The 24,904-nt window shown below is 71.7% G+C and carries 17 protein-coding genes; 9 read left to right on the top strand and 8 right to left on the bottom strand.

What is annotated here, in order from left to right; translation table 11 throughout:
• Nucleotides 1-97: 97 nt before the first annotated feature.
• Nucleotides 98-466, top strand: coding sequence for an FHA domain-containing protein (locus HSO01S_RS18965; protein WP_066039048.1), 369 nt, complete (start codon nt 98-100; stop codon nt 464-466).
• Nucleotides 467-622: 156 nt separating this feature from the next.
• Here the strand turns inward: HSO01S_RS18965 and HSO01S_RS02955 are convergent, their stop codons facing one another.
• Nucleotides 623-1,612: an asparaginase gene (locus HSO01S_RS02955; protein WP_084361254.1), complete on the bottom strand. Its 990-nt coding sequence runs from the start codon at nt 1,610-1,612 to the stop codon at nt 623-625.
• Between the two features lie 14 nt (nt 1,613-1,626).
• Nucleotides 1,627-3,000: a 4-aminobutyrate--2-oxoglutarate transaminase gene (gene gabT, locus HSO01S_RS02950; protein WP_066039046.1), complete on the bottom strand. Its 1,374-nt coding sequence runs from the start codon at nt 2,998-3,000 to the stop codon at nt 1,627-1,629.
• 52 nt (nt 3,001-3,052) lie between these two features.
• On the opposite strand from gabT, the gene HSO01S_RS02945 reads away from it, so the two are divergent.
• Entirely contained in the window at nt 3,053-3,580 is a 528-nt protein-coding gene (locus HSO01S_RS02945) for an OsmC family protein (RefSeq protein ID WP_066039045.1), read from the top strand.
• Nucleotides 3,581-3,582: 2 nt separating this feature from the next.
• Nucleotides 3,583-4,026, top strand: coding sequence for a hypothetical protein (locus tag HSO01S_RS02940; RefSeq protein ID WP_066039044.1), 444 nt, complete (start codon nt 3,583-3,585; stop codon nt 4,024-4,026).
• Here HSO01S_RS02940 and HSO01S_RS02935 read toward each other — a convergent pair.
• Nucleotides 3,988-5,178 (bottom strand): glycoside hydrolase family 76 protein, encoded by a 1,191-nt coding sequence (locus HSO01S_RS02935; RefSeq protein WP_066039043.1) that lies wholly within the window; start codon nt 5,176-5,178, stop codon nt 3,988-3,990. The two genes, HSO01S_RS02940 and HSO01S_RS02935, sit on opposite strands and share 39 nt — an antisense overlap.
• 74 nt (nt 5,179-5,252) lie before the next feature.
• Between HSO01S_RS02935 and HSO01S_RS02930 the strand changes: the two genes are divergently transcribed.
• The 5 genes from HSO01S_RS02930 (at nt 5,253) to ispG (ending at nt 11,725) form a co-directional block, all read left to right on the top strand.
• Complete coding sequence (locus HSO01S_RS02930) at nt 5,253-6,743, top strand: DHA2 family efflux MFS transporter permease subunit (protein WP_245635860.1); 1,491 nt, start codon at nt 5,253-5,255, stop codon at nt 6,741-6,743.
• Nucleotides 6,744-6,850: 107 nt separating this feature from the next.
• Entirely contained in the window at nt 6,851-7,837 is a 987-nt protein-coding gene (locus HSO01S_RS02925; protein ID WP_066039042.1) for an FKBP-type peptidyl-prolyl cis-trans isomerase, read from the top strand.
• A gap of 102 nt (nt 7,838-7,939) precedes the next feature.
• On the top strand, nt 7,940-9,022 hold the full coding sequence (gene dxr, locus HSO01S_RS02920) for a 1-deoxy-D-xylulose-5-phosphate reductoisomerase (RefSeq protein WP_066039041.1): 1,083 nt from the start codon (nt 7,940-7,942) through the stop codon (nt 9,020-9,022).
• Between the two features lie 122 nt (nt 9,023-9,144).
• Nucleotides 9,145-10,473 (top strand): M50 family metallopeptidase, encoded by a 1,329-nt coding sequence (locus HSO01S_RS02915; RefSeq protein ID WP_066039040.1) that lies wholly within the window; start codon nt 9,145-9,147, stop codon nt 10,471-10,473.
• 103 nt (nt 10,474-10,576) lie between these two features.
• Nucleotides 10,577-11,725, top strand: coding sequence for a flavodoxin-dependent (E)-4-hydroxy-3-methylbut-2-enyl-diphosphate synthase (gene ispG / locus HSO01S_RS02910; RefSeq protein WP_174522960.1), 1,149 nt, complete (start codon nt 10,577-10,579; stop codon nt 11,723-11,725).
• A gap of 66 nt (nt 11,726-11,791) precedes the next feature.
• On the opposite strand, the gene HSO01S_RS02905 is transcribed toward ispG, so the two are convergent.
• Complete coding sequence (locus tag HSO01S_RS02905; RefSeq protein WP_066039038.1) at nt 11,792-12,676, bottom strand: type IV toxin-antitoxin system AbiEi family antitoxin domain-containing protein; 885 nt, start codon at nt 12,674-12,676, stop codon at nt 11,792-11,794.
• A 338-nt stretch (nt 12,677-13,014) separates the two neighbouring features.
• Between HSO01S_RS02905 and HSO01S_RS02900 the strand changes: the two genes are divergently transcribed.
• Nucleotides 13,015-19,398, top strand: a complete 6,384-nt coding sequence (locus tag HSO01S_RS02900; protein ID WP_066039037.1) for a family 78 glycoside hydrolase catalytic domain — start codon at nt 13,015-13,017, stop codon at nt 19,396-19,398.
• A 107-nt stretch (nt 19,399-19,505) separates the two neighbouring features.
• Here HSO01S_RS02900 and HSO01S_RS02895 read toward each other — a convergent pair whose 3' ends face one another.
• From HSO01S_RS02895 to HSO01S_RS02880, 4 genes are all read right to left on the bottom strand, one after another.
• Entirely contained in the window at nt 19,506-21,305 is a 1,800-nt protein-coding gene (locus tag HSO01S_RS02895) for a dipeptide ABC transporter ATP-binding protein (protein WP_066039036.1), read from the bottom strand.
• Nucleotides 21,302-22,132: an ABC transporter permease gene (locus HSO01S_RS02890; protein WP_066039147.1), complete on the bottom strand. Its 831-nt coding sequence runs from the start codon at nt 22,130-22,132 to the stop codon at nt 21,302-21,304. Before HSO01S_RS02890 ends, HSO01S_RS02895 begins: the two co-directional genes overlap by 4 nt.
• 89 nt (nt 22,133-22,221) lie before the next feature.
• Nucleotides 22,222-23,199, bottom strand: a complete 978-nt coding sequence (locus tag HSO01S_RS02885; protein WP_373280200.1) for an ABC transporter permease — start codon at nt 23,197-23,199, stop codon at nt 22,222-22,224.
• Nucleotides 23,200-23,203: 4 nt separating this feature from the next.
• On the bottom strand, nt 23,204-24,880 hold the full coding sequence (locus HSO01S_RS02880) for an ABC transporter substrate-binding protein (RefSeq protein WP_066039034.1): 1,677 nt from the start codon (nt 24,878-24,880) through the stop codon (nt 23,204-23,206).
• Between the last annotated feature and the right edge of the window lie 24 nt (nt 24,881-24,904).

Raw genomic sequence — 24,904 nt, 5'->3', positions numbered from 1 at the left:
AGCCCCCGCCCCGGCTTCCGCCCCTGACGCCGCGGCCTTCCCCACGTCGGCCCCCGCTCCCGCGGAGTCGCCCGCACCTATCCCGACGTCGGCGCCCGTGCCCGACATCACCCCGGTCGACTCGGGTCGTGGCCACGAGCAGGCGCTCTTCCACCTCGTCTTCAGCACCGGCGAGAGCGTGCGGGTCTCGGGCAGCGGGCTGATCGGCCGCAATCCCGTCCCCGACGCGGGCGAGCGGGTCGACTACCTCGTGCAGATCGTCGACCCCCAGCGCAGCGTCTCGAAGACCCACCTGCGGTTCGGCATCGACGAGGGCGAGCTCTGGGTCGCCGACCGCGGATCCTCGAACGGCACCCGCGTCGGCCTCGACCTGCTCGAGCCGATCGACCTCGTGCCCGGCCGTGCGCAGCGCGTCTTCCGCGGCACCCGCGTCGGCATCGGCGACCAGTACTTCGACGTGCGCTGACCCGAGCCGTCCCGTCACCAGCGCGCCGCGACCTCGCCACCAGTGCGGCCTTCTGCCAGCGCGCGACCCCGTCATCCGCGCGGGACCCCGCCGGCGAGCTCGCTCGAACCCGAGCCGAGCCGAGCGCGTGCTCGAGCCCGACCTGAGCCCCGAACCTCAGAGGCCCGGCGACACCCTGATCGTGCCGACCGCGGCCGACCCGCCGTACACGGTGAGCTCGAGCTCGGCGGTCATGCCCTCGACCTCCTCGGCCGTCAGCGAGCCGTGGCGCGCGAGCAGTGTGAGGGCCACGAGCGACGCGGCGCGGAGGCTGCCGTCGAGCATCTTCACCGCCACCGAGGCGCCGTCCGGAGTCGCCATCACCATGACGCCCTCGGCGCCGAGCTTGGCGACCACTCCGAGGCGTTCGATCACGACGGTGTTCGCGCGGCCCGGTCCGTCGATCGCCCAGCCGTTGGCGAGGATGCTGTCGCTCAGCTGCTTCGCCGGCCCCGATTCCGCACGGCGAAGGCGCCCGATCCCGCGGGCGAGTCCGACGAGCGACATCGCGTGCACGGGAGCGCCACAGCCGTCGACACCCGAGTGCGCGACCGGCTCGCCGATCTCGCGCTCGACGGTGGCGAGGATGCGCTGCTGAAGCGGGTGCTCCGGGTCGAGATAACCCGAGGTCTCCCAGCCGTTCTCGACGCAGGCGAGCAGCATGGCCGCGTGCTTGCCCGAGCAGTTCATGAAGACGCGCGACGGATGCCCGGGGTCGACCCGTGCGGCATCGCGCGCGGCCGAGTCGCCGGGCCAGTCGGGCGGGCAGCCGAGTGCGTCCTCGCCGAGACCCGCCCGGGCGAGGATCGACCGCACGACCTCGACATGGGCGGCGGTCGCGGCGTGGCTCGCGGTGGCGAGCACCGTCTGCACGGGGTCGAGCTCGACGCCCGCCTCGAGCACGGTCAGCGCCTGGAACGGCTTCATGCACGATCGCGGGTACACCGGCAGCTCGGGGGAGCCGTACGACAGAGCGACCTTCCCCTCACGGTCGACCACGACGGCCGAACCGATGTGGCGCGACTCGATGAAACCGCTGCGGTCGAGGACCGCCAGCTCGACCGACTGCTCGAGGCCGGCCGTTCCCGGTTCGCCGGCCCCGTTCATCCGGTGCGAGTCGCTCACGCCGTGAACCGGGCGAGCGCCTCGTCGATCACCGACAGCGCGTCTTCGAGCAGGGCGTCGCTGGTCGCGAGGCTCGGCAGGAAGCGCAGCACGTTGCCGTAGGTGCCCGCGGTGAGCACGAGCACGCCCTGCTGAGCGGCGTACGCGACGATGCTGTTGACGGCGGCCGCGTTGGGCGCCTTCGTGGTCTCGCCGGTGCCGGGCTCGACGAGCTCGATCGCGATCATCGCGCCGATGCCGCGCACCTCGCCGATCACGTCGTACTTCTGCTGCAGGGCGCGGAGGCCCGTGGTCAGCGTGCGCTCGATGCGGGCGGCCTCCTCGAGGAGGTTGCTCTTCTCGATCTGCTCGAACACGGCGACCGCGGCCGCCGCGGCGACCGGGTTGCCGCCGAAGGTGCCGCCGAGGCCGCCGGGCTGCGCGGAGTCCATGATCTCGGCGCGGCCGGTGACACCCGCGAGCGGGAGGCCGCCGGCGATGCCCTTGGCGCTCAGCACCACGTCGGGAACCAGGCCGAAGTGCTCGCTGGCGAACATGGCGCCGGTGCGGGCCATGCCGCTCTGGATCTCGTCGGCGATGAAGACGATGCCGTTCTCGGTGCACCACTCCTGCAGCGCGGGCAGGTACCCCTCGGCCGGGACGACGAAGCCGCCCTCGCCCTGGATCGGCTCCGCCACGAGGCAGGCGAGGTCTTCGGCCCCGACCGTCTTCTCGAGGTACGCGATCGTACGGGCCGCGGCCTCGGGGCCGGTGAGACCGTCGTGGTAGGGGTACGAGTTGGGGGCGCGGTAGACGTCGCCCGCGAACGGGCCGAACCCGGTGGAGTAGGGGGCGGCCTTGAAGTTCATCGCCATCGTCAGGTTCGTGCGGCCGTGGTAGGCGTGCTCGAGCACGGCGACACCCACCCGGTGGGTGTGCTTGCGCGCGATCTTGACCGCGTTCTCGACCGCCTCGGCGCCCGAGTTCACGAGCACGGTGCGCTTGACGAAGTCGCCGGGGGTGTTCTCGGCGAGCAACTCGGCGACCCGCACGTACTCCTCGTAGGGCGTGATCGTGAACAGCGTGTGCGTCACGTCCTGCAGCTGGGCGGCCGCGGCGGCGACCACGGCGGCCTCGGTGTGCCCGATCGTGGTCACGCCGATGCCGGCACCGAGGTCGATGAACTGGTTGCCGTCGACGTCGACGAGGATGGCGCCGTTCGCCTTGGCGATGTACACCGGCAGGGCGCTCGAGACCCCGGGCGGCACGACGGCCAGACGTCGCCGGTGCAGCGCCTCGGACTTGGGGCCGGGGATCGCGGTGACGATCTTCCGCTCCTGGGGAACCGTGTAGACGGGGGCAGCAACCGGTGCGTCGAGGGTGTCAGTCATAGTCCTCCGAGTTTAGGCCAGCGCCCCTGGGAGCCGGGGTTAGCATGGCGGGGTGAATCGTGAGCATCACTACAGCGTGGATGTCGCCTGGCTTGGCAATCGCGGCACCGGCACGAGCGGTTACCGCGAGTACGGGCGCCAGGGCACGATCGAGGCCGCGGGCAAGCACCCGATCGAGTCGTCGGCCGATCGCACCTTCCACGGCGACGCCGACCGCTGGAACCCCGAGGAGCTGCTGCTCGCCGCCCTCGCCGAGTGCCACATGCTCTCCTTCCTGCACGTCGCCGTGAAGCACGGCGTCGTCGTGACCGGGTACACGGATGCCGCCACCGGCACGATGGAGCAGGAGGGCGACGGCGGCCGGTTCACCTCGGTCACCCTGCACCCCCGGGTGACCGTCACGGCATCGGTCGAGCCCGAGGAGTTCGAGCGGATGCACGCCGAGGCCAACGCGGTCTGCTTCATCGCGAACTCGGTCGCGTTCCCGGTGCACCACGACGCGGTCGCCGTCGTCGAAGCCGCCGACGTCGAAGCCGACGGCGATCGCGCTGACGTCGATCGCGCTGACGTCGTCGGCTGAGGATGCCGTCGCCCGTCCCGGTCGAGGTCTTTCTCATCGGCCGCACGCTTCGGGGCACGCTCGGCGAGGCCTTCCGCGCCGAGGTCGTGGCCCTGTTCGAGAACGAGCATCCCGGCGAAGCGCCGGTGCACACGGCCCTCTCGCGCACGGTCGAGCTGACGGTAGTGGCCGTCACCCGTGCCGGGGCGATCTCGGTCGATGCCGTCATCGCCGACCCGGCGTTCGGCCAGCGGATGCCGGTGGCCGCTACGACCGCGCCGGGCGCCGGCCGTCAGCTCTTCGAGGTGGTCGCCGAGTCGGTCGAGGGCATCCGGCCGGTCGGCGGACCCCAGCGGATCCCGTCCGCAGACGGGCCTGCGGGGGCGGACCGCAGCCGCCGCATCCTCGTCTCCGTCGAGTCGGCGGAGTCACTCGCCTTCGCGGTGCGGGTTGTCTCGCGGGACTGACCCCGCCTCGAGGCGGGCCCGCGTCTCGAGCGCCATCACGGCCGAGAGCTGGGTCGACAGGAAGGTGACCGGCGGGGCGGGTTGCGACCAGTCGTCGGCCGCCCGGAGTCCAGGAGTTCCGCGGATTCCCGTCCAGAGCGTGTCGGTCGTGTCGCGGAGGAAGCGGACGACCTCGGCGCGCTCCGGCCCGTCGGGGAGGTGCGCGGCGAGCAGCCCGAGGTACCGCACGAGGATGCCCTTGAACAGCCCGAGGTCGCCGCCGCCGCGCGCCCGGAGATCGGCGTTCTCACCCGTCACGACCCGGGCCGGCGGGGGAGCGAAGTGCCGGATCGCGGCGAGCGCGGTCGCGGTGGCCTCGCGGAGGGGGTCGCCGGCGCTGTCCGCCAGGTCGCTGCCTGGGCGGTCGCTGCGCGAACCAGCCCCATCCGAGCCGGCCGCCAGCTCGACGAGGGCCCCGACGTACAGCCCCTGGTTGTAGGTGAAGAGCCAGTCGGTGTCGGTGCGGCCGTCGCCCAGGCGGTTGACGCCGTCGGCGACCAGGTGGTCCGGGCGCAGCAGGCGTTCGCGCATCCACTGTGCCGCCGCTTCGGCCTGCCCGCGGTACGCCGCATCGCCCGTGCGGTCGGCGAGGCGTGCCGACACGATCGCGAAGGCCCCGTTGCTCGGGGCGTTCTTGTACGCAGGCTGCTGCACGCGCCAGGACACGCTCGGGCCCTCGGAGTCGTTCCAGCCGCGCGCGGCGATGTAGCGCTGCAGCTGCACGGCGTCGTCCAGATAGCGGGAGCGGCTCCCGCCCGTCGTCGACACCTCGGCGTCGTGCAGGCGGAGGGCCGCGATCGCGAGCCAGCCCATGTCGTCGAAGTAGTCGTTCTCGAGCCGGCCGTGGTTGCGGCGCACCAGCCGGGCGTAGGTGAGCCGTGCCTCCTCGAGCAGACGCGCGTCGCCCGAGCGTTCGAAGCCGTCGATGCGCACCTCGATCACGTGGGCGATCCACCAGTAGTTGAGGGGGAAGGCCTGGCGCAGGCGCGGCCTCGAGGTGTTGCGGTAGGCGCCATGCACGAAGCGGCGGCCGAACCCGGCGGAACCGGTCGCGCCGAGCGCCTGCTGGGCGGAGGCGGCCCGCTCGGCCCAGCCCCGTTCATCCGTCGTCACGCGCTCACCCTATGCCGGGTGGATGCCGGGCGGGCGGGGTCGCGGCGGGGCCCGGGATGCACTTGACTGTCCCCATGGCCGAGAAGATGTCGTCGCAGCAGCGATTCGTGCTGTCCGTGGCTGTTCTCGCCTCGTTCATCTCGTTCCTGGACGCGACCGTGATCAACGTGGCACTGCCCGCGATCAGCCGCGAGCTCGGGGGAGAGCTGACCTCGCAGCAGTGGGTGGTCGACGCGTACCTGATCACTCTCGGCGCGGTCATCCTGCTCGCCGGCTCGCTCTCGGACGTGTTCGGGCGCAAGAAGGTGCTGCTGGCGGGCCTGATCGGGTTCGGCGTGACCTCGCTGCTCTGCGCCTTCGCGCCGACGATCGAGTTCCTGATCATCTCGCGTGGCCTGCAGGGCATCGCGGGGGCGCTGCTCGTGCCCTCGTCGCTCGCGCTCATCCTCGCCACCTTCAGCGGCCCGATGCAGAGCAGGGCGATCGGAACCTGGACGGCGTTCACGAGCGTCGCCAACATCGCCGGCCCCATCCTCGGCGGCGTGCTCGTCGATCAGGTGTCGTGGCGGCTGGTCTTCGGCATCAACGTGCTGCCGATCATCGTGACCCTGTTCCTCCTGACCAAGCTCGACCACGACCACGCGCGGATCGCCGGGGCGAAGATCGACGTCGTCGGCGCTGTCCTCGGCATCGTCGGGCTCGGGCTGCCGGTGTTCGCCCTGATCGAGCAGTCGAACTTCGGCTGGGGATCGCCGGTCGTGCTCGTGCCGCTGATCGTGGGCGTCGTCGCGTTCGTGGCGTTCATCCTGCACGAGCGCCGGGCGAAGCAGCCGATGCTGCCGCTCGAGCTGTTCCGGGTGCGCAACTTCTCGGTCGGCAACGTCTCGACCTTCCTCATCTACGGGGCGCTCTCGCTCGGCTTCTTCTGCGTCGCCGTGTTCCTGCAGCAGGTCGCCGGGTACAGCGCGACCGAGGCCGGCTTCGCGATGATCCCGACGAGCCTGCTGCTGATCGGGCTGTCGAGCCTGTTCGGCCGGCTGAGCGGCAAGATCGGGCCGCGCCTGTTCATGACGGTCGGGCCGTTCCTCGCCGGTGCCGGGTTCCTGCTGATGCTCCGGATCGACCAGAGCGCCGACTACCTCACCCAGGTGCTGCCGGCCGTCGTCGTCTTCGGTCTCGGGATGTCGATCACGGTCGCGCCGCTGACCGCCGCGATCCTCGGGGCCATCGACCCCTCGCGCTCGGGCATCGCCTCGGCCGTCAACAACGCGGTCTCGCGGGTCGCCGGGCTGATCGCCGTGGCGCTCGCGAGCCTGATCGCCGGGGCGGCCGTGCTCGACCTCGACGGATTCCACCGGGTCGTGCTCGTGACCGCGGTGTTCTTCGTGGCGGGCGGTGTCGTGTCGCTGATCGGCATCCAGAACCCGTCGAAGGCGGCGAAGCCCGCGGCGGCGGCGCCTGCGGCAGCGCCTTCTGTGCCTTCTTCCGGGTCGGCGCCGGTGATCCCGGATGCCGCCGCCCCGGATGCACCCGCCCCCGATGCCGGGGCCGCGCCCAGCCGGTAGGCTCGACCGGGCGTGCACGCCGTGCGGGCTCCCAGGCCCTCACCAGCTTGGCCCAAGGCCGCTGAGCAAGACTGTGCAGCATTCCCCCCATCTCTCGAAGAGGACTCATGCGCTCAATTCCGGCACTGGCTGCGGCCGCGATCGCCGCCACTCTCCTTCTCGCCGGATGCTCGTCATCCGACCCGGCTCCGGCCTCCACCGACTCCGCCGACCAGGCCTCGGGCGACTGCACCTCGGCGTCGGCCGGTACCGAGTCGAACAGCGTGACCGTGACCGGTGACGTCGGATCCGCGCCGACCACCGCCTTCACCGGCCCGCTGACGGTCGACACGACCCAGCGCACCGTCGTGACCGAGGGCACCGGCGACACCGTGAAGACCGGCGACGTCGCCACGATCGACTTCACCATCTACAACGCCACCAGCGGCAGCCAGGTCTTCTCGACGCTCGACGAGGGCGGCACCCAGCTGCAGCTCACGGTCGACGCGACCCAGTACATCCCCGGCATCGTCAACGCCGTGAACTGCGTGCCGGTCGGCTCGCGCGTGGTCGCGGTCATCCCGCCGGCCGACGCCTTCGGCGACACCGGCAACACCTCGCTCGGCATCACCGCGACCGACTCGATGGTCATGGTCGCCGACGTCGAGGGCATCATCCCGACCCGCGCCCAGGGCGAGGACCAGCCGGCGCAGGACGGCTTCCCCACCGTCACCCTCGGTGACGACGGAGCCCCCACGGTGACGATCCCCTCGGGCGACGCTCCCACCGAGCTCAAGACCGAGGTGCTGAAGAAGGGCGACGGCCCGACCGTCGGCGACGGAGACAACGTCACCGTGCAGTACCAGGGCCTCGTCTGGGGCACCGGCAAGATCTTCGACCAGAGCTGGGGCCAGGGCGGTCCGCGCACTTTCCCGACCACCGGTGTCGTCAAGGGCTTCTCGGCCGCGCTCGTCGGCCAGTCGGTCGGCTCGCAGGTCGTCGTCGTCATCCCGCCGGACCAGGGCTACGGTAGCGCCGGCAACAGCTCGGCCGGTATCTCGGGCACCGACACGATCGTGTTCGTGATCGACATCCTGGCGACCGCCTCGGCGTAGGCACAGGCATCACGGGAGAACTGCCGGAACGGGCGGTGCGGGTCGTCCGCACCGCCCGTTCCGCATGTGAGGCGTGACGGGACCGTCTGGGATGATTGCACGGTGAGACGTGTCATCATCCTCGGTTCCACCGGCTCGATCGGCGTCCAGGCGCTCGACGTGATCCGGGCCAATCCCGAACTGTTCGAGGTGGTCGGTCTCGTTGCGGGCACGAACCGCGAGACCCTCGACGCCCAGGCCGCCGAGTTCGGCGTCGCCGACACCGGCCTCGGGGCACGCGAGGCCGAGCAGCTGATCCACGACGTCGAGGCCGACGTCGTGCTCAACGGCATCACCGGCTCGGTCGGTCTCGGCCCCACCCTCGCCGCCCTCGAGGCGGGGCGGACGCTTGCGCTCGCCAACAAGGAGAGCCTGATCGTCGGCGGCGACCTGGTGAAGCGTGCCGCGGCCCCCGGCCAGATCGTGCCGGTCGACTCCGAGCACTCCGCGATCGCCCAGGCCCTCCGCTCGGGTACCGCCGAGGAGGTCGCCCGTCTCGTGCTCACCGCGTCGGGCGGGCCGTTCCGCGGCCGCAGCCGCGCCGAGATGGCGACCGTCACCCCGCGCGAGGCGCTCGCGCATCCGACCTGGGACATGGGCCTGGTCGTCACCACGAACTCGGCCACCCTGATCAACAAGGGACTCGAGGTGATCGAGGCGCACCTGCTCTTCGACGTGCCCTATTCGGACATCGCCGTCACCGTGCATCCGCAGTCGATCGTGCACTCGATGGTCGAGTTCGTCGACGGATCGACCATCGCCCAGGCCTCCCCGCCGGACATGCGGCTGCCGATCGCGCTCGGGCTGCACTGGCCGGCACGCGTGCCCGGCGTCGGCATGCCTCTGGACTGGACGACCGCGCAGTCGTGGACCTTCGCGCCGCTGGACGAGGAGGCCTTCCCGGCCGTCGCCCTGGCCAAGCGCGTCGGACGCGCGGGCGGCAGCTACCCGGCCGTCTTCAACGCGGCCAACGAACAGGCGGTCGCGGCGTTCCACGCCGGGCGGATCGGCTTCCTCGACATCGTCGACACGGTCGCCCGGGTCGTCGACCTGCACGAGATGCCGTCTGAGGAAGTCACGGTCGAGTCGCTCGCCGAGTCCGAGCTCTGGGCGCGCGCGACGGCCGACCGGCTGATCGCGGGCTGATCTCGGCTGATCTCGGGTGATCTCGGGCCGGGACGCGGCTGCTGCCGCATCCACACCTGCCGCACATCGGGCGTACAGCCGCTGATCAGCGGCCTCGTCGCGGGCCAGGGTAGTGTCCTCGTGTGGAAACGGTCCTGCAGTTCATCCTCGGCGTGCTCATCATCGCCATCGGCGTCGCCGTTTCGATCGGTCTCCACGAGGTCGGGCACCTGGTGCCCGCCAAGCTCTTCGGCATCAAGGTCACGCAGTACATGATCGGCTTCGGCCCGACCGTCTTCTCGCGTCGCAAGGGCGAGACCGAGTACGGCGTCAAGGCCGTGCCGCTCGGCGGCTACATCTCGATGGTCGGGATGTTCCCCCCGCGTCACGCCGGCGAGAAGCCGGTCGCGAACAGCACCGGCTTCTTCCAGTCGATGGTTCAGGATGCACGCCAGGCCAGCCAGCTCTCGATCGGCCAGGACGAGGATCGCGCGTTCTACCGGAAGCCCGTCTGGCAGCGGATCATCGTCATGCTCGGCGGCCCGTTCATGAACCTCGTGCTCGCCGTCGTCTTCTTCGCCATCGTGCTCGTCGGCTTCGGCACCGCCCAGGCCTCGACCACCGTCGGCAGCGTCTCGGCCTGCGTGCTCCCGGCCGGCAGCGAACAGACCGAGTGCGCGGCGGGGGATGCGGCGTCGCCCGGCGCGGCGGCCGGCATCCAGCCCGGCGACAGGCTCGTGAGCCTCGGCGGCACCCCGATCACCAGCTGGGACCAGTCGACCGACATCATCCGCGACTCGGCCGGGCAGACCCTGCCGCTCGTGGTCGAGCGCGGCGGCCAGGACGTGACGCTCTCGCTCACGCCGCTGCTGACAGAGCGGTACGTGCTCGACGACGCCGGCAAGGTGGTCGAGAACGCCGATGGCACGAAGCAGACGCAGGACGTCGGATTCGTCGGGATCGGCGCTGCCTCCGAGCTCGTGCCGCAGCCCATCACCTCGGTGCTGCCGATGGTGGGGGAGAACATCGGGTCGACCGTGGGGCTCGTTGCGAACCTCCCGCAGCGGCTCTACGACGTGGCACAGGCCGCGTTCGGACCGGGGGAGCGCGACATCAACGGCCCGATCAGCGTCGTCGGCGTCGGCCGGGTGGCGGGCGAGATCGCGTCGATCGACAGCATCCCGATCGCGGCGAAGGCGGCCTCGCTGCTGGGGCTGCTCGGGTCGCTCAACGTGGCGCTGTTCGTGATCAACCTCGTGCCGCTCACGCCGCTGGACGGCGGGCACGTGGTGTCGGCGCTGTGGGAGGCGATCCGGCGCGGGTTCGCGAAGCTGTTCAAGCGCAAGGATCCGGGGCCGGTCGACGCCGCCAAGCTGATGCCGCTGACCTTCGCGGTCGTCATCCTGTTCGGCGGCATGACGGCGCTGCTCGTGTACGCCGACATCGTGAAGCCGGTCAACGTCTTCGGGTGATCGGTGGGGCGGGATCGCCGGTTCGCATGGTCGGTGGGTCGGCGGCTCGCCGGGTTCAGCCGGTGCTGACCTGCTGTTCAGATTGCGGACTTAGACTGAAATCGTGCCTGCAATCAATCTAGGGATGCCCAAGGTTCCCGAAACCCTCGCCCCCCGCCGCAAGTCACGGCAGATCAAGGTGGGCAAGGTGCTCGTCGGCGGAGATGCGCCGGTCAGCGTGCAGTCCATGACGACGACCCCCACGCCGAACATCAACGCCACGCTCCAGCAGATCGCCGAGCTCACCGCTTCGGGCTGCGACATCGTGCGCGTCGCCGTGCCCTCGCGGGACGACGCCGAGGCGCTGCCGATCATCGCGAAGAAGAGCCAGATCCCGGTGATCGCCGACATCCACTTCCAGCCGAACTACGTGTTCGCGGCGATCGACGCCGGGTGCGCCGCTGTGCGCGTGAACCCGGGCAACATCCGCAAGTTCGACGACAAGGTGGGCGAGATCGCTGCGGCGGCCAAGGCGGCCGAGGTCTCGATCCGCATCGGTGTGAACGCCGGGTCGCTCGACCCGCGGCTGCTCGAGAAGTACGGCAAGGCCACCCCGGAGGCGCTCGTGGAGAGCGCGGTCTGGGAGGCGTCGCTGTTCGAGGAACACGACTTCCACGACTTCAAGATCTCGGTCAAGCACAACGACCCGATCGTGATGGTCAAGGCTTACCGCCTGCTCGCCGAACGCGGCGACTGGCCGCTGCACCTCGGCGTGACCGAGGCCGGGCCGTCGTTCCAGGGAACCATCAAGAGCGCGACCGCCTTCGGCATCCTGCTGTCGGAGGGCATCGGCGACACGATCCGCGTCTCGCTGTCGGCGCCGCCGGCCGAGGAGGTCAAGGTCGGGCTGCAGATCCTGCAGTCGCTGAACCTCCGTGAGCGCAAGCTCGAGATCGTGTCCTGCCCCTCGTGCGGGCGCGCCCAGGTCGACGTCTACTCGCTCGCCAACGACGTGACCGACGGGCTCGAGGGCATGACCGTGCCGCTGCGCGTCGCGGTCATGGGCTGCGTCGTCAACGGACCGGGCGAGGCCCGCGAGGCCGACCTCGGCGTCGCGTCGGGCAACGGCAAGGGCCAGATCTTCGTGCGTGGCGAGGTCATCAAGACCGTGCCCGAGTCGGAGATCGTGGCGACGCTGATCGAGGAGGCGAACCGCCTCGCGGCCGAAATGCCCCCCGGGGCCGTCGGTTCGCCCGAGGTCGTCACCGCCTGACCGTCTTCGCGTTCCGAATGGGCTGCTGAGGCTGCCTATGCGTGCAATATGCACGTATAGCTGCTCTCAGCAGCCCATTCGAACACCCCGCCGCCACATGTGCTCGCGGCGGCGCACGATCTCGAGGATGACGGTCTCGCAGGCCGGCCAGTCGTACATGACCTGGGCGTAGCTCAGCCGGATCACGATGTAACCGAGCTCCTTCAGTGCGAGGTCTCGACGGCGGTCATCCTCGAAGGCAGTGCGCGACGAGTGCCATTGGTAGCCGTCAAGCTCGAGCACGAGGCGGTCGCCCACCAGCAGGTCGATGCGCCCCACGCCGGCGATCTCCACCTGGCTGCGCACCCTGATGCGCCGTCCATGCAGGCGGACGCGCGCCTTGGTCTCGAGCCCGGATTGCGCACCAGGGTCGACCAGCTTCGCGAGAGCCTGGCACTTCGCGGGAAGCGGAGCCACCAGGTCGGACAGCATCGACATCGTGATCAGCTTCTTGTTCAAGGCCGAATCGAGCGAGACGATCGCGTCGAGTCGCTCCTGGCAGAGCATGGCATTACGCAGCGACGCCACCACGCCGTCGACGGGCGAGGTGATCGATCCACCCCAGGCCGGGCGGTGAATCGTCACGGGGTCATGGGGGCGTAAGGGCCGACCGCGTTCAGTGGGCGACCCGACGTGTCCGGTGCTTTGCGGGACGCGGACATGGAGGCGGGGGTCGGGGGCGCACCAGACGCCGAGGCGGGTGAGGAGGGACGTGCAGGTGAGGGCGCCTCCGACGCGTACCGCCGCGACGACCTCGCGGTCGGCGGTGGGAAGCGCGAGCCAGCCCTGGCGGATCCGGAGCACGTCGCCCCGGCGCACCGCAGCGCGCACCTCGGCGTCGCCGATGCCGTGGTCGGCGAGTTGCCGCGTCGAGGCGACGCCGCCGAGCGACTGCAGGATCGGAAGGAGCACGCCGACAGCCTGCGGCACGCAGCACCCGGTGCGGTCACGACGGCCCGTCGCTGTGGAGGAGCGCGTTGAACAGAGCGATTGTGGAGGAATCCCCGTGTTCAATATGACTCACGTTGTCAGACAGCCGAGCGAGCGGCACCGGCGGCACCCCGCCGAAAGACGCCCACCGAGGGGCGAAGGGGCCCGCAAAACCGCTGTTCAATCGGCCTGGTGGCGCGATAAGACGCCCTTGAGAAGCCTCCGCGAGCCGTGCTACGTTCGCCGAAACCCGGCGCGATGAAACGATTCAGCACGCGCCGCCCCTCCCTCAACGTCGAGCCGCAGGAGACAGCGCACTCATGACCAGAACCACTCTCGGCCGCTTCACGCTCGGTGCCGCCCTGGCCGGCATCCTCAGTCTCGGCCTGGTGGCCACGGGTGCCGCGCTGCCCGCGTCGGCCCTGCCGGCAGCGGTGGCGGCGGCAAGCGCGGAAGCGAAAACAGCAACCCAAGCCGCCGACGCCCCCGCCACCGGCATCACCCTCGGCACCCTCGAGGTCGAGAACCGCACCGAGCCCCTAGGCATCGACGTCCCGTCCCCCCGCTTCTCCTGGGTGACCAGCTCGAATGCGCGCGACGTCACGCAGACCTCGTACCGCATCCGCGTCACCACGGCCGGAGCCGCCGCCGGAACAGCGAACGCAGCCCCCACCCCCCTCTGGGACACCGGCGTCGTCACCTCCACCGCCTCCACGGCGATCGAGTACGCCGGCACCCCCCTCGCCCCCGCGACCCAGTACACCTGGACGGTCGACGTCGTCACCTCCGCCGGCACCGCGACCGCCACCTCGACCTTCGGCACCGGCCTCTTCGACGAGGCCGACTGGGCCGGCAGCGCCTGGATCGGCAACGCCCGCGCCGCTGCCGCCGACCAGCTCGACTTCTCCGGAGCCAGCTGGATCTGGACCCCCGAACCCGGCGCCCCCTACGCCCCCGCCGAGGATCGCGCCTTCCGCACCACCCTCCCCGCCCCGGCGGGCAAGACCCCCAAGACCGCCGAGGTGATCATCACCGCCGACGACTCGTACGCGCTCTGGGTCAACGGCACCGAGCTCGGTCGCACCGCGGGTGCCGAGAACGAGTGGCAGGGCTCCAAGTCGTTCACCACTTCCCTCCAGGCCACCGGCGCGAACACGATCGCCGTGCGCACGACCAACGGGCCGAACTCGCCCGCCGGCCTGCTCGCCAAGATCCGCGTCACCTATACCGACGGCAGCACCACCACGACCACGACGGATGCGGCCTGGAAGGCCGTCAAGACCATCCCCACCGGCTTCGAGTCCCGCGCGTTCGACGACTCCGCCTGGCCCGCCGCCGCCGTCCAGGCGACCTACGGCACCGGACCCTGGGGCACCGGCGTCCGCCCGCCCACCGGCACCGTCGCACCCGCCCCGCTCCTCCGCACCGAGTTCGCCGTCGACGCCGCGAAGACCGTCGCCGACGCGAAGATCTACGTCGCCGCCGGCGGCTACGCGAACGTGAGCCTGAACGGCGCGCCGATCAACGACGAGATCCTCTCGCCCGGCTTCACCGACTACGACGACCACGCCCAGTACACGGTGACCGACCTGACCGACCAGCTCCGCGCGGGCGACAACGCGCTCGGCCTCGAGCTCGGCCGCGGCTTCTACGGCATGACCAACCCGAACGTCTGGAACTGGCAGAGCCCGCCGTTCCACGACGAGCCGGTCGGGCGCGCACTGCTGCGCATCCAGTACACCGACGGCACGACGAATGACGTCGTGACCGACGACAGCTGGCGGCTGCACGACGGCCCCACCCGCCTCGACGACCTCTACGGCGGCGAGACCTTCGACGCGTCGAAGGCGCAGCCCGGCTTCGACACGGTCGGCTTCGACGACCGCGCCTGGGGGAACGCCGCCGAGGCCGCCGGGCCGAAGGGCGAGCTGATCAACCAGCAGCAGCAGCCCATCCGGGTCACCGAGGAGCTTCCGGCGACCGAGGTCGTGCAGGTGGCCGACGGGGTGTGGCGCGTGAAGTTCCCGCGCGTCCTCGCGGGCACCGTGAAGTTCACGGCCCAGGGGCCGGCCGGCACGACGATCCGCGCGCAGTACGGCGAGAAGCTCACGGCCGACGGCCGGGTGAACTTCTCGAACAACGGCGGTTTCGCCAACGGCTTCCAGACCGACCGCTTCGTGCTCGCCGGCACCGGGGCCCCCGAGACCTGGGGCGGGAAGTTCTCGTACAAGGGCTTCCAGTACATCGAGGTGTCCGGCTGGCCCGGCACCGAGGCGCCCCCGCTCAGCGCCTTCACCGCCGAGGTGCTGCACACCGACGCCCCCGAGACCGGATCGTTCGACAGCGCCGACCGCATCATGAACGAGACCCACCGGGCGGTCGTCGACACGCTGCTCAACAACATCCACTCGATTCCCACCGACACCCCGATGTTCGAGAAGAACGGCTGGACCGGTGACGCCGCGGTCGGCGCCGAGATGTTCCTGATGAACCTCGACACCCAGAACCTGTTCGAGAAGTGGATCGGCGACATCGACGACTCCCGCGACGCCGCCGGTGCCCCGCTCGTGATCGCCCCGAGCTCCGACCAGTGGGGCCAGTGGGGAGTCGCGACCCCGTGGCACTCGGCGTTCATCCTGATCCCGTGGTGGCTCTACCAGTACGGCGGAGACGAGCAGGTGCTCGCGAAGTACTACGACGACATGGCGAAGTACGTCGACCTCGAGTTCGCCCGCTCGCCCGGCGGGGTCGTGCCCGACAACCGCCTCGGCGACTGGGTCAGCCCGGAGGCGAGCCCGGCCGGCGGCAATGCGCCCGAAGACACCCGCGTGAGCGGCACCGCCTACCTCTACACGATGCTCACCTCGATGTCGAAGACGGCGACCCTGCTCGGCAGGCCCGCCGACGCGGCGAAGTTCGACGCGAACGCCGCCGTCGTGAAGCAGGGCTTCAACGACGCCTTCCTCGACACCGCCGCCGGCTACTACCGCGGCAACGGCGACAACGGCTACCGCCAGACGCACAACGCACTGGCCCTCGCCTTCGGCCTCGCCCCCGACGACGCCACCGCCCAGCGCGTGGCCGACAGCCTCGCCGCCGACGTCGTCGCAAAGGGGAACAAGCTCAACACCGGCTCGCTCGGCTCGAAGTACCTGCTGCCGATGCTCACGAAGTACGGGCACGCCGACCTCGCCTACAAGGTCGCGGTGCAGACCGAGTACCCGAGCTGGGGCTACATGATCGAGAACGGCGCCACCAGCATGTGGGAGCACTGGTCGCTGGATGCCCGCAGCCGCGGACACTACTTCCTCGGCACCGTCGACGACTGGTTCTACCACGACGTCGCCGGCATCCGGAGCTCGGAGACCACCGGCTACCGCGACATCACGATCGCCCCGGCCGTGACCGACCAGCTCGCCTGGGCGAAGGCCACGACGCAGACGCCGTTCGGGCCGGTCAGCTCCGACTGGAAGCGCGACGGCTCCCAGCTCACCCTCGCCACCCACGTTCCGGTCGGCTCGACCGCCGTGGTGCACCTGCCCACGACCACCCGGTGGGCCGCGACCGAGGGCGGGCTCGCGCTCGACCAGGTCGCCGGCGTGCACTCGGTCGAGGCCTCCGCCGACGGCACCGAGGTGCTCGTGACCGTCGGTTCGGGCGACTACACCTTCGTGGTCGACGACCGGTCCGAGGCGGTGGGCGCGGTCATCGACCGGGTCGACGCACTGGCCGCGGCCGTCGAGTCGGCCCACGCCGACGGCGGGCTGACGGATGCGGAGCACAGCTCCGGCACTGCTCTCGTCGAAACCCTGCGGGCCCGCGTGGTCTCGGCGCTCGGCACGGCACAGGGCGGAGACCCCGTCGCCGCCGCTCAGGGGCTCGTGGCGGCCTACCCCGCCCTCGCCGAGGTCGAGAAGTGGGCCGCGGCGCTGGCAGACGGTCCGGCTCGCACATCTCTGACGCAGTCGGCCGCCGACGTGCGCACCGCCGCCGACGCGACCGTCTCGACACTCCTCGGCGTCTCGGCGAGCGTGGCGGGCAGCCGCCCCGGGTTCAAGCCGGGCGAAGCGGGTGCGCTCGTGGCCACGGTCACGAACACGGGCACCTCGGAGCTCGGCGCGGTGACCGCTCAGCTCGTCACCGGCGCGGGCGGCCTCGACGGTTCGTGGGGATCCGTCGATTCGCGCACCAAGGTCGCCGACGGCCTCGCGGCCGGCGCAGAGGCCTCGGCCGAACTCGCGTTCACCGTCCCGGCCGACCGGCTCCCCGGCGCGGTCCCGGCCCCGGTGCGGGTCACGTACCTCGTGCAGGGCACGGCGATCGGGATTCCCGTGGATGCCTCCATCGCGGTCGACTCCCCGGTGCAGTTCTCCTCGGTGACGGTCGAGCCCTCCTCGATTACGCCCGGGTCGACCGCGACGGTCGTGGCGGTCGTCGCCAACCAGGGCGCGCAGCCCGCGGCCGGCCGCCTCTCGGTCGCCGTGCCGGAGGGCTGGACGACCCCGTTCGACACCGCCACCACGGTGGTACCGGCCGGGGGATCGGTGACGCTGCGGGTTCCGGTGACGGCGCCGTTCGGTCTGGAGCAGGCCTCCGTCTCGGCTCCGCTGACCGCGAGCTTCGCCGACCAGGGCACCGTCTACGCGACGGCTGCCGTGACCCTCGGTGTGGCGCTCACCCCGCTGGCCGAGGCCGGTGCGCTCGACCACATCGACCTGGGCGACGACACGAGCGAGCGGGCCCACCTGCTCGCCGCCTCGAGCTCGTCCGGGACGAGCAGCGAGGCCGGACTCACCCGCCGGTACGCCGGGCACCTGACCGACTTCTCGTCGTTCGAGTTCGACCTCGCGGTGACTCCGGGCCAGCCGTTCGTGCTGCGCTCGATCGAGACCTACGACAAGCCGCAGACCAAGAAGTACAAGGTCTACGTCGACGGCGTCGAGGTGGCGACACGGCTGTTCAGCCACACCGGCGGGGTGGGCACCGAGACGTACGAGATCCTCGTCGACGCGGCCCGCGCATCCGGAGATTCGGTGCGGGTGAAGTTCGAGAACCTCGACGACCACGCCTTCTACGACCCCTCGATCGCCGACGTCTGGAGCCTGCCCGTCGCGGCCGACACCACGGCGCCTGTGGTCGTGGCCTCGACCGACCCGGCGACGCCGGATCGCTCGAGTGGGTGGTTCCGCACGGCTCCGGTGACGGTGTCGCTCGCGGCGCAGGACGACCGGGCGGGTGCCCCTGCCGTGTCGTTCGGCGTCGACCAGGATGCGCTCGCGCCGTACACCGCCCCGTTCGCGGTGAGCGGCGAAGGGTCGCACACGGTGACCTACAGCGCGACGGATGCGGCCGGCAACGTCTCGCCGACCCAGTCGCTCCCGGTGCGGATCGACACGGTGGCCCCGGCCACGACCGCGACCCGCGGCGGCAGCTTCGGGTCGGGTGACGACGCGGACGTCTCGACCGGGCCGGCGACGATCACGCTCGACGCGACCGACGCGACCTCGGGGGTGGCGGGCGACGGCACCTCGTACCGGGTCGACGGCGGTGCCTGGATGGTCGGCACCTCGGTGACGATCAGTGCGGCCGGACCCTTCAAGGTCGAGTACCGCTCGGTCGACGTGGCCGGCAACGTCGAGGCGGCGGGGTCGCTGTCGGGAGTCGTCGTGATCCCCGATGTGACGGCGCCGACGGTATCGGCCACGGTGTCGAACGAGGGGCTCGGCGGGTGGCACGTCGCGGGGGCCGCGCTGACGGTCGTGGCGACGGATGACTCTGCTGGTGCTGGTGCTGGTGCTGGTGCTGGTGCTGGTGCTGGTGCTGGTGCTGGTGCCGGCCTTGTGGTCGAGTACCGGCTCGGGGAGGCCGCTTGGGCGACCTACTCGGCGCCGGTCGCCCTGCCCGAGGGCGTCACGCAGGTGCAGGTGCGGGCGACGGATGCCGCGGGCAACGTCAGCGCCGTGCAGACGCTCGAGGCCAAGGTCGATGCGACCGCGCCGACGGTGTGGGGCTGGCTGACCTCGGCCGGGCGGGTGGCCGCGGTGGGCACCGACCCGGCGGGGAGTGCCGCCGGCGGTGCCGCCCCGACGGGCTCGGGGATCGCCCGGCTGCAGTACTCGCTCGACGGATCGACCTGGGTCGACGGCCTGAGCGCGCTGATCGCGGCGTCGGCTACCCCGGAACGGGTCGCCGTGCGCGCGGTGGACGTCGCCGGGAACGTCGGGGCCCCGCTCGAGCTGTCCCGGTCGGACGCCCCGTCCACGTTCGAGGTCGTCCCGGGTGCCGGGCTGCTGATCGAGGCGAGCGGGTTCCGGGCCGGGCAGTCGGTGCGGATCGAACTGCACTCCGACCCGGTCGTCCTCGGCACGGTGCTGGCCGACGGGCGCGGAGTGATCTCGGCGGCGGTCATGGTGCCGGCCGACTTCCCGGGCGGGGCGCACGACCTCGTGCTCGTGGCCGACGACGGCTCCGGCACGGGTGGGTCGGGCGACGGCTCCGGCGGCTCGGGCTCGGGTGGGTCCGGCACCGGCGGCACCGGGTCGGGCGGCGCGGGAACCGGCGGCACCGGCTCCGGCGACCTCACCGTGCCGGCGACCGTGCTCGCCTCGACCGGCTTCCCGGTCTGGGGCTGGGCGCTCGGCGGGGGACTGCTGGCCGCTCTCGGAGCGCTCCTCCTCCTCGGGTACCGTCGCCGCTCCGCCTGACCGCGGGCTCGTTGCCGAACGGGCTGAAGATCGTGCTCATGCGTGCACTGTGCACGTATGACTGCGATCTTCAGCCCGTTCGTGCATCCACCGTGAGTGTCAGACCGTCAGAGCGTCCGCGCGGGCCCGGGCGGCGGGAGCACCGCGGCGAGCAGCGTGCGCGTGTACGCATCGGCGGGGGAGGCGAACACCGCCTCGGTCGTGCCGTGCTCGACGATCCGCCCGTCCTTCATCACGGCGACCCGGTCGCTCATGTGCCGGATCACCCCGAGGTCGTGCGAGATGAAGAGGTAGCTCAACCCGCGGGTGCGCTGCAGCTCGTCGAAGAGGTCGAGGATCTGCGCCTGGATCGACACGTCCAACGCCGACACCGGCTCGTCGCAGATGAGCAGCTCGGGCCCCGGGGCCAGCGCTCGCGCGATGGCGACGCGCTGCCGCTGTCCGCCCGAGAGGTGGATGGGCCGCATCCCGGCCGTCTCCGCTGCCAGCCCCACGTCCTCCAGCAGTCCCGTCACCCGGTCCGCTCGCGCCGCCCGGTTCGCACCGGTCGGCTCTGCGCCCGCGGCGTCCCGGCCGGATGGGTAGGTCCGCGCACCGCTACCCGGCTCGGCAACGGGGGAGTGCCGGTCTCGCGGGTCGGCGCGCACTCCCGGCACGTCGAGGGCGTCCGCGAGGATCTGCCCCACCGTCAGCCGCGGATCGAACGACGACAACGCATCCTGATACACCGCCCCCATCAGCGGTCGGCGTGCTCGCCGCAGCCGCTCCGGACCTGGAGCCCACGGTGCCCCGTCGAGCAGCACCTCGCCCGAGTCGGGTGTGGCGAGCCCGAGCACCATCCGCGCCAGCGTCGTCTTCCCCGACCCCGACTCGCCGACCAGCCCCAGCGTCGTCCCGCGCGCGATCTCGAGCGACACCCCGTCCACGGCGACCCGGACGTCGCCCCGCTCCCGCCCCCGCACCGCGAACGTCTTGCGCACGTCCCGCACCTCGAGCACCGATCCGCCGCTCATCAAATCGAGCGGCGCCTCCAGCGATGCCGCAGCAGCAGCATCCACCGCATCCTGCGCGCCCGCACCCGGCGCACCTGCACCCTCGCTCAGGCGCCGCCCGCGCGGCACCCCCGCGGGCACCGCCCGCAGCAGCGCCTTCGTGTATTCGTGCTGCGGGTCGCCCAAGACCTCGGCGGCCGGCCCCTGCTCCACCACCCGCCCGGCGCGCATGACGAGCACCTCGTCCGCGATCCGGGAGACCACCGCCAGGTCGTGGCTGATGAAGAGCAGCCCCGTGCCCCGCGCCTTCACGGTCTCGAACAGCGCGAGGATCTGCGCCTGCACCGTCGTGTCCAGCGCCGTCGTCGGCTCGTCGGCGATCAGCACCGCGGGGTCGGCCGCGAGTCCCGCGGCGATCAGCGCCCGCTGCCGCTGCCCGCCCGAGAGCTCGCCCGAGCGCTGCCCGATCCGCTCGGCCGGGTCCGGCATCCCGACCGCCTCGAGCAGCTCGAGCACCCGCGCCGTGCGCTGCGCCGCCGAGAGCGGGGTGTGCAACCGGATGGCGTCGCCGATCTCCCGCCCGATCGGCCGCAGCGGGTCGAGCGACACCAGCGCATCCTGCAGCACGAGCCCGATCTGCCGGCCCCGGATGCTCCGCCACGCCCGCGACGAAGGCCCCGCCCCGAGCGGCGCCGGCTTGCCGAGCACCTCCAGTGCCTCGGCGGTCTGCCACGATCCGGCTCCCGCGAGCCCGACCAGCGTCCGCGCGGTCACGGACTTGCCCGACCCGGACTCGCCCACGATCGCCACGGCCCGCCCCGCGTGCACCGCGAACGACACCCCGTCGACGACGGAACCCGTCCCTCGCCGCCCGAACCCGACGCGCAACTCCTCGACCCGCAGCAGCGCGCTCACCGCACACCCCGTTTCTGCAGCGCCCGCCCCAGCACCGTGGTCGCCGCCGCCGCGAGCACGATCACCAGGCCCGGGAAGAACGTCATCCACCACGCACTCGTCACGTAGTTCTTGCCCGCGAACAGCATCGCCCCCCACTCCGGCGCCGGCGGCTCGGCCCCGAGCCCGAGGTAGCTGAGCGCGGCCGCCCACACGATCGCCTGCCCGACCCCGAGCGTCACGAGCACGAATACCGGCACGAGCGCGTTCGGCAGGATGTGCCGAGCCAGGATGCGCCCCCGCGACTTCCCGAGCACCACGGCGGCCTCGATGTACGGCGAGGCGGCGACCGAGAGCGTCTGCGACCGGATGATCCGCGCGTACCCCGGCGCCGTCGCGAGCCCGACCGCGACCGTCGAGGTCACGACCCCCGGCCCGTAGACGGTGATCACGAGCAGCGCCAGCAACAACCCCGGAAACGCGAACAGCACCTCGAGCAACCGGCTCACCGCGAAGTCGACGATCCGCCCGGCGAGCGCCGCGAGCATGCCGAGCACCAGCGCGAGACCCACGCCGATCGCCGTGGCCGCGACCCCGATCACGAGCGAGGGGGCCGCACCGTGCACCACACGGGTGTAGATGTCGCGCCCCGATTCGTCCGTGCCGAATGGATGCCCCCACCCGGGCGGCACGAACGCCGCGCGCGGGTCGATCGCGAGCGGGTCGCCGGGTGCGAGAAGCCCCGGCCAGACCGCCGCCAGCACCAGCGACAGCAGGAACCCGAGCGACACCCACTGGCCGACGCCGAGCCCGAGCCGACGCCCGCGCCGAGAACCCCTCCCCGCCACCGATCCCGCCGACCCCACGGGCCCGGACGACCCAGCCGACCCAGCCGCCCCGGACCACCCAGCCGCCACCGACCCCTCAGGAAGCACGCTCACGCCGCACGCTCCCGAGGATCCGCGAGCCGTGAGGCCCCGTCGGTCAGCACCGTCACGAGCACGTACCCGAGCGCCACCACGAGCACGACTCCCACCACGAGCGGCACGTCCCGCAGCTGCACCGCGTTCAGCAACGTGCGCCCGAGCCCGGGCCGCGCGAAGACCGTCTCGACCACGACTGCGCCCGAGATCAGCCACCCGAACGCCCACCCCGACAGCGCGATGCCGGGCAGCGCCCCGTGCCGCAGCACGTGCCGCCACCGAATGCCGTTCTCGGTCTCGCCACGCGCCCGCGCCGACAGCGTGAAGGGCGCGGCCAGGGCGTCGAGCACCGACTCCCGGATCACCTGCCCCAAGAACCCGGCCAGCGGGATCGCGAGTGTGAGCACGGGCAGCACCAGCCCCGCGGGCCCCGACGTGCTCACCGCGGGCAGCCAGCGGAGCGTCGTGCTGAAGATCAGCACCAGCACGAGCGCCAGCCAGAAGTGCGGAACGGCGGCCGCCACGATCTCGAGCCCCGACCCGACGGCGGCCGCGATCCGGCCGCCCCGGGTCGCCCAGAGCGCGAGCCCCAGCGCGATCAGCCAGGCGACCGCGAGCGCGAGCACGGCGAGCAACAGGGTGCCGCCGATCTGCGACCCGATGATCGAGAGCACCGAGTTCTTCTGGGCGTACGAGGTGCCGAGGTCACCCGTCGCGAGCCGCCCGAGCTGCGCGAGGTACTGCAGGATCAGCGGCTGATCGAGCCCGTTCTCGGCCCGCACCTGGGCGAGCGCCTCGGCCGAGGCCTGCGATCCGGGGCCGCCGAGTAATGCCTGCGCCGGGTCGCCCGGGATCAGCCGCAGCCCGAAGAAGGTCAGCGTCGCCGCGGCCCACAGCACGAAGACCGCGCCGGCCAGCCGCAGCAGCAGCCCGCGCAGCAGCGGGCCCCAGCCCCGCGCATCCGCCCGCCGCGCCCCCACAACCCCGCTCACGCCGCTACTGCTGAACCCACGAGTCCGCGAGGTACGGCAGCTGCAGCGTCGGCAGCAGCGACAGCCCCTGCACCCGCGTCGAGTAGCCGATCTTCTGCAGGTGGTCGTAGAGCGGCAGCACGTAGGCACCGTCGGCGAGGATCTTCTGCGCCTTCTGGTACGCGTCGGCCCGCTCGGCCTGATCGTTCGTCTCGCCGGCCGTGGTCAGCAACGCGTCGAGCTCGGGGATCGACACGTGCGAGTGGTTCGGGTGGTAGCCGCTCGGCGCCGGGATGATGTTGGCCGAGTCGTAAAGGATGCGCAGCACGTCGGGCGAGTTCTTCGTGTAGATCGCGCTGGTGACCCCGAAGTCCCAGGCCGCGAGCGAGGCGTACCAGCTTGACAGGTCGAGCGGGTGCAGCTCGACGTCGAAGCCGACGTCCTTCGTGGTCGCCTGGATCTGCTCGAACAGCGACTGCTCGGCGGGGATCGACTGGTTCGTCGAGATCGGGAAGTCGACGGTCAGGCGTGCGCCGTCCTTGGTGCGGTAACCCTCGCTGTCGCGGCCGGTCCAGCCCGCCTCGTCGAGCAGCTGGTTGGCGCGGTCCGTGTCGATCGCGTAGTCGTCCTCGAAGGAGGCGCCGAAGGGGGTGGATGAGGACAGCACCGAGTACGAGCGGTCGACCGTGCCGAAGAACAGGCTCTCGATGCCCGGGTTCACGTCGGCCGAGGCGATGAAGGCCTTTCGCACACGCTCGTCGTCGAAGGGCGCGTAGCCCGAGTTGAGCTCGAGCCGGATGGACGCGCCCGGCAGCGCGCCGGTCAGCACGCCGAGCTGTCCGCCCGAGGCCGCCGCATCCTGTGCCGTGACCACGTTGTCGGGCTGCATCTCGTCGATCACGTCGACCTGTCCCGACTGCAGCGCCGCGAACCGGGTCGCCGGGTCGGGGATGAACCGCCACACGATGGTCGAGAGGTACGCGGGGCCCTCGTGCGCCGCGCCGGCGGGGGAGGAATTGTACGAGTCGTTCCGCGAGAGCGTCACGTTGTCCTGCTTGGTCCAGCTGTCGACCACGAACGGCCCGGTGCCGATGGGATCCTCGCAGTTCGCCTCCATGCCGCGGGCGAGGCCGGCGGGCGACTCCATCGCGAGCCAGGTCTGCGCGAGCGACTCGAGCAGCGCGCTGTCGGGCTCGGTGAGCACGAAGCGGGCCGTGGTGGGGTCGACGACCTCGACCGACGTTACCTTGCCGAGGGCCAGGATGGCAGTCGACGATTCGGTCGCCGGATCCTTCATGTGCGCCACGTTCGCCGCGACGGCGGCGGCGTCGAACGGGGTGCCGTCGGTGAAGCTCACGTCGTCGCGGAGGGCCACGTCCCAGGAGAGGCCGTCGGCCGAGGGGGTCGCGCCCGTCGCGAGCCACGGCACGATGGCGCCCTCGGCATCCTGCGAGAACAGCGACTCGAGCACGTTCGTGCCGAGCAGCGCCTGCGGCATGTTGCCGCCGACGTGCGGGTCGAGGCAGGTCGGCTCGCCGAAGCCGGTGGCGTAGGTGAGGGTGCCGCCCGCGACGGGCGTGCTCGGTGCCGAGCCGCCCCCCGAGGTGCCCGCGCCGTCGGCGGTGCAGCCGGCCAGCAGCAGAGCGGATGCGGTGGTCGCCGCGGCGAGCACGAGGAGCGATGAACGGTGGCGCAGGGGCACGACGAAACCTGTCTCGTATGGGAG

The organism is Herbiconiux solani NBRC 106740, assembly GCF_001571005.1.
GTDB classification, from domain to species: Bacteria; Actinomycetota; Actinomycetes; order Actinomycetales; family Microbacteriaceae; genus Herbiconiux; species Herbiconiux solani.
The sequence above is the reverse complement of the archived record's forward strand: the minus strand, read 5'-3'. Positions and strand labels throughout refer to the sequence as shown.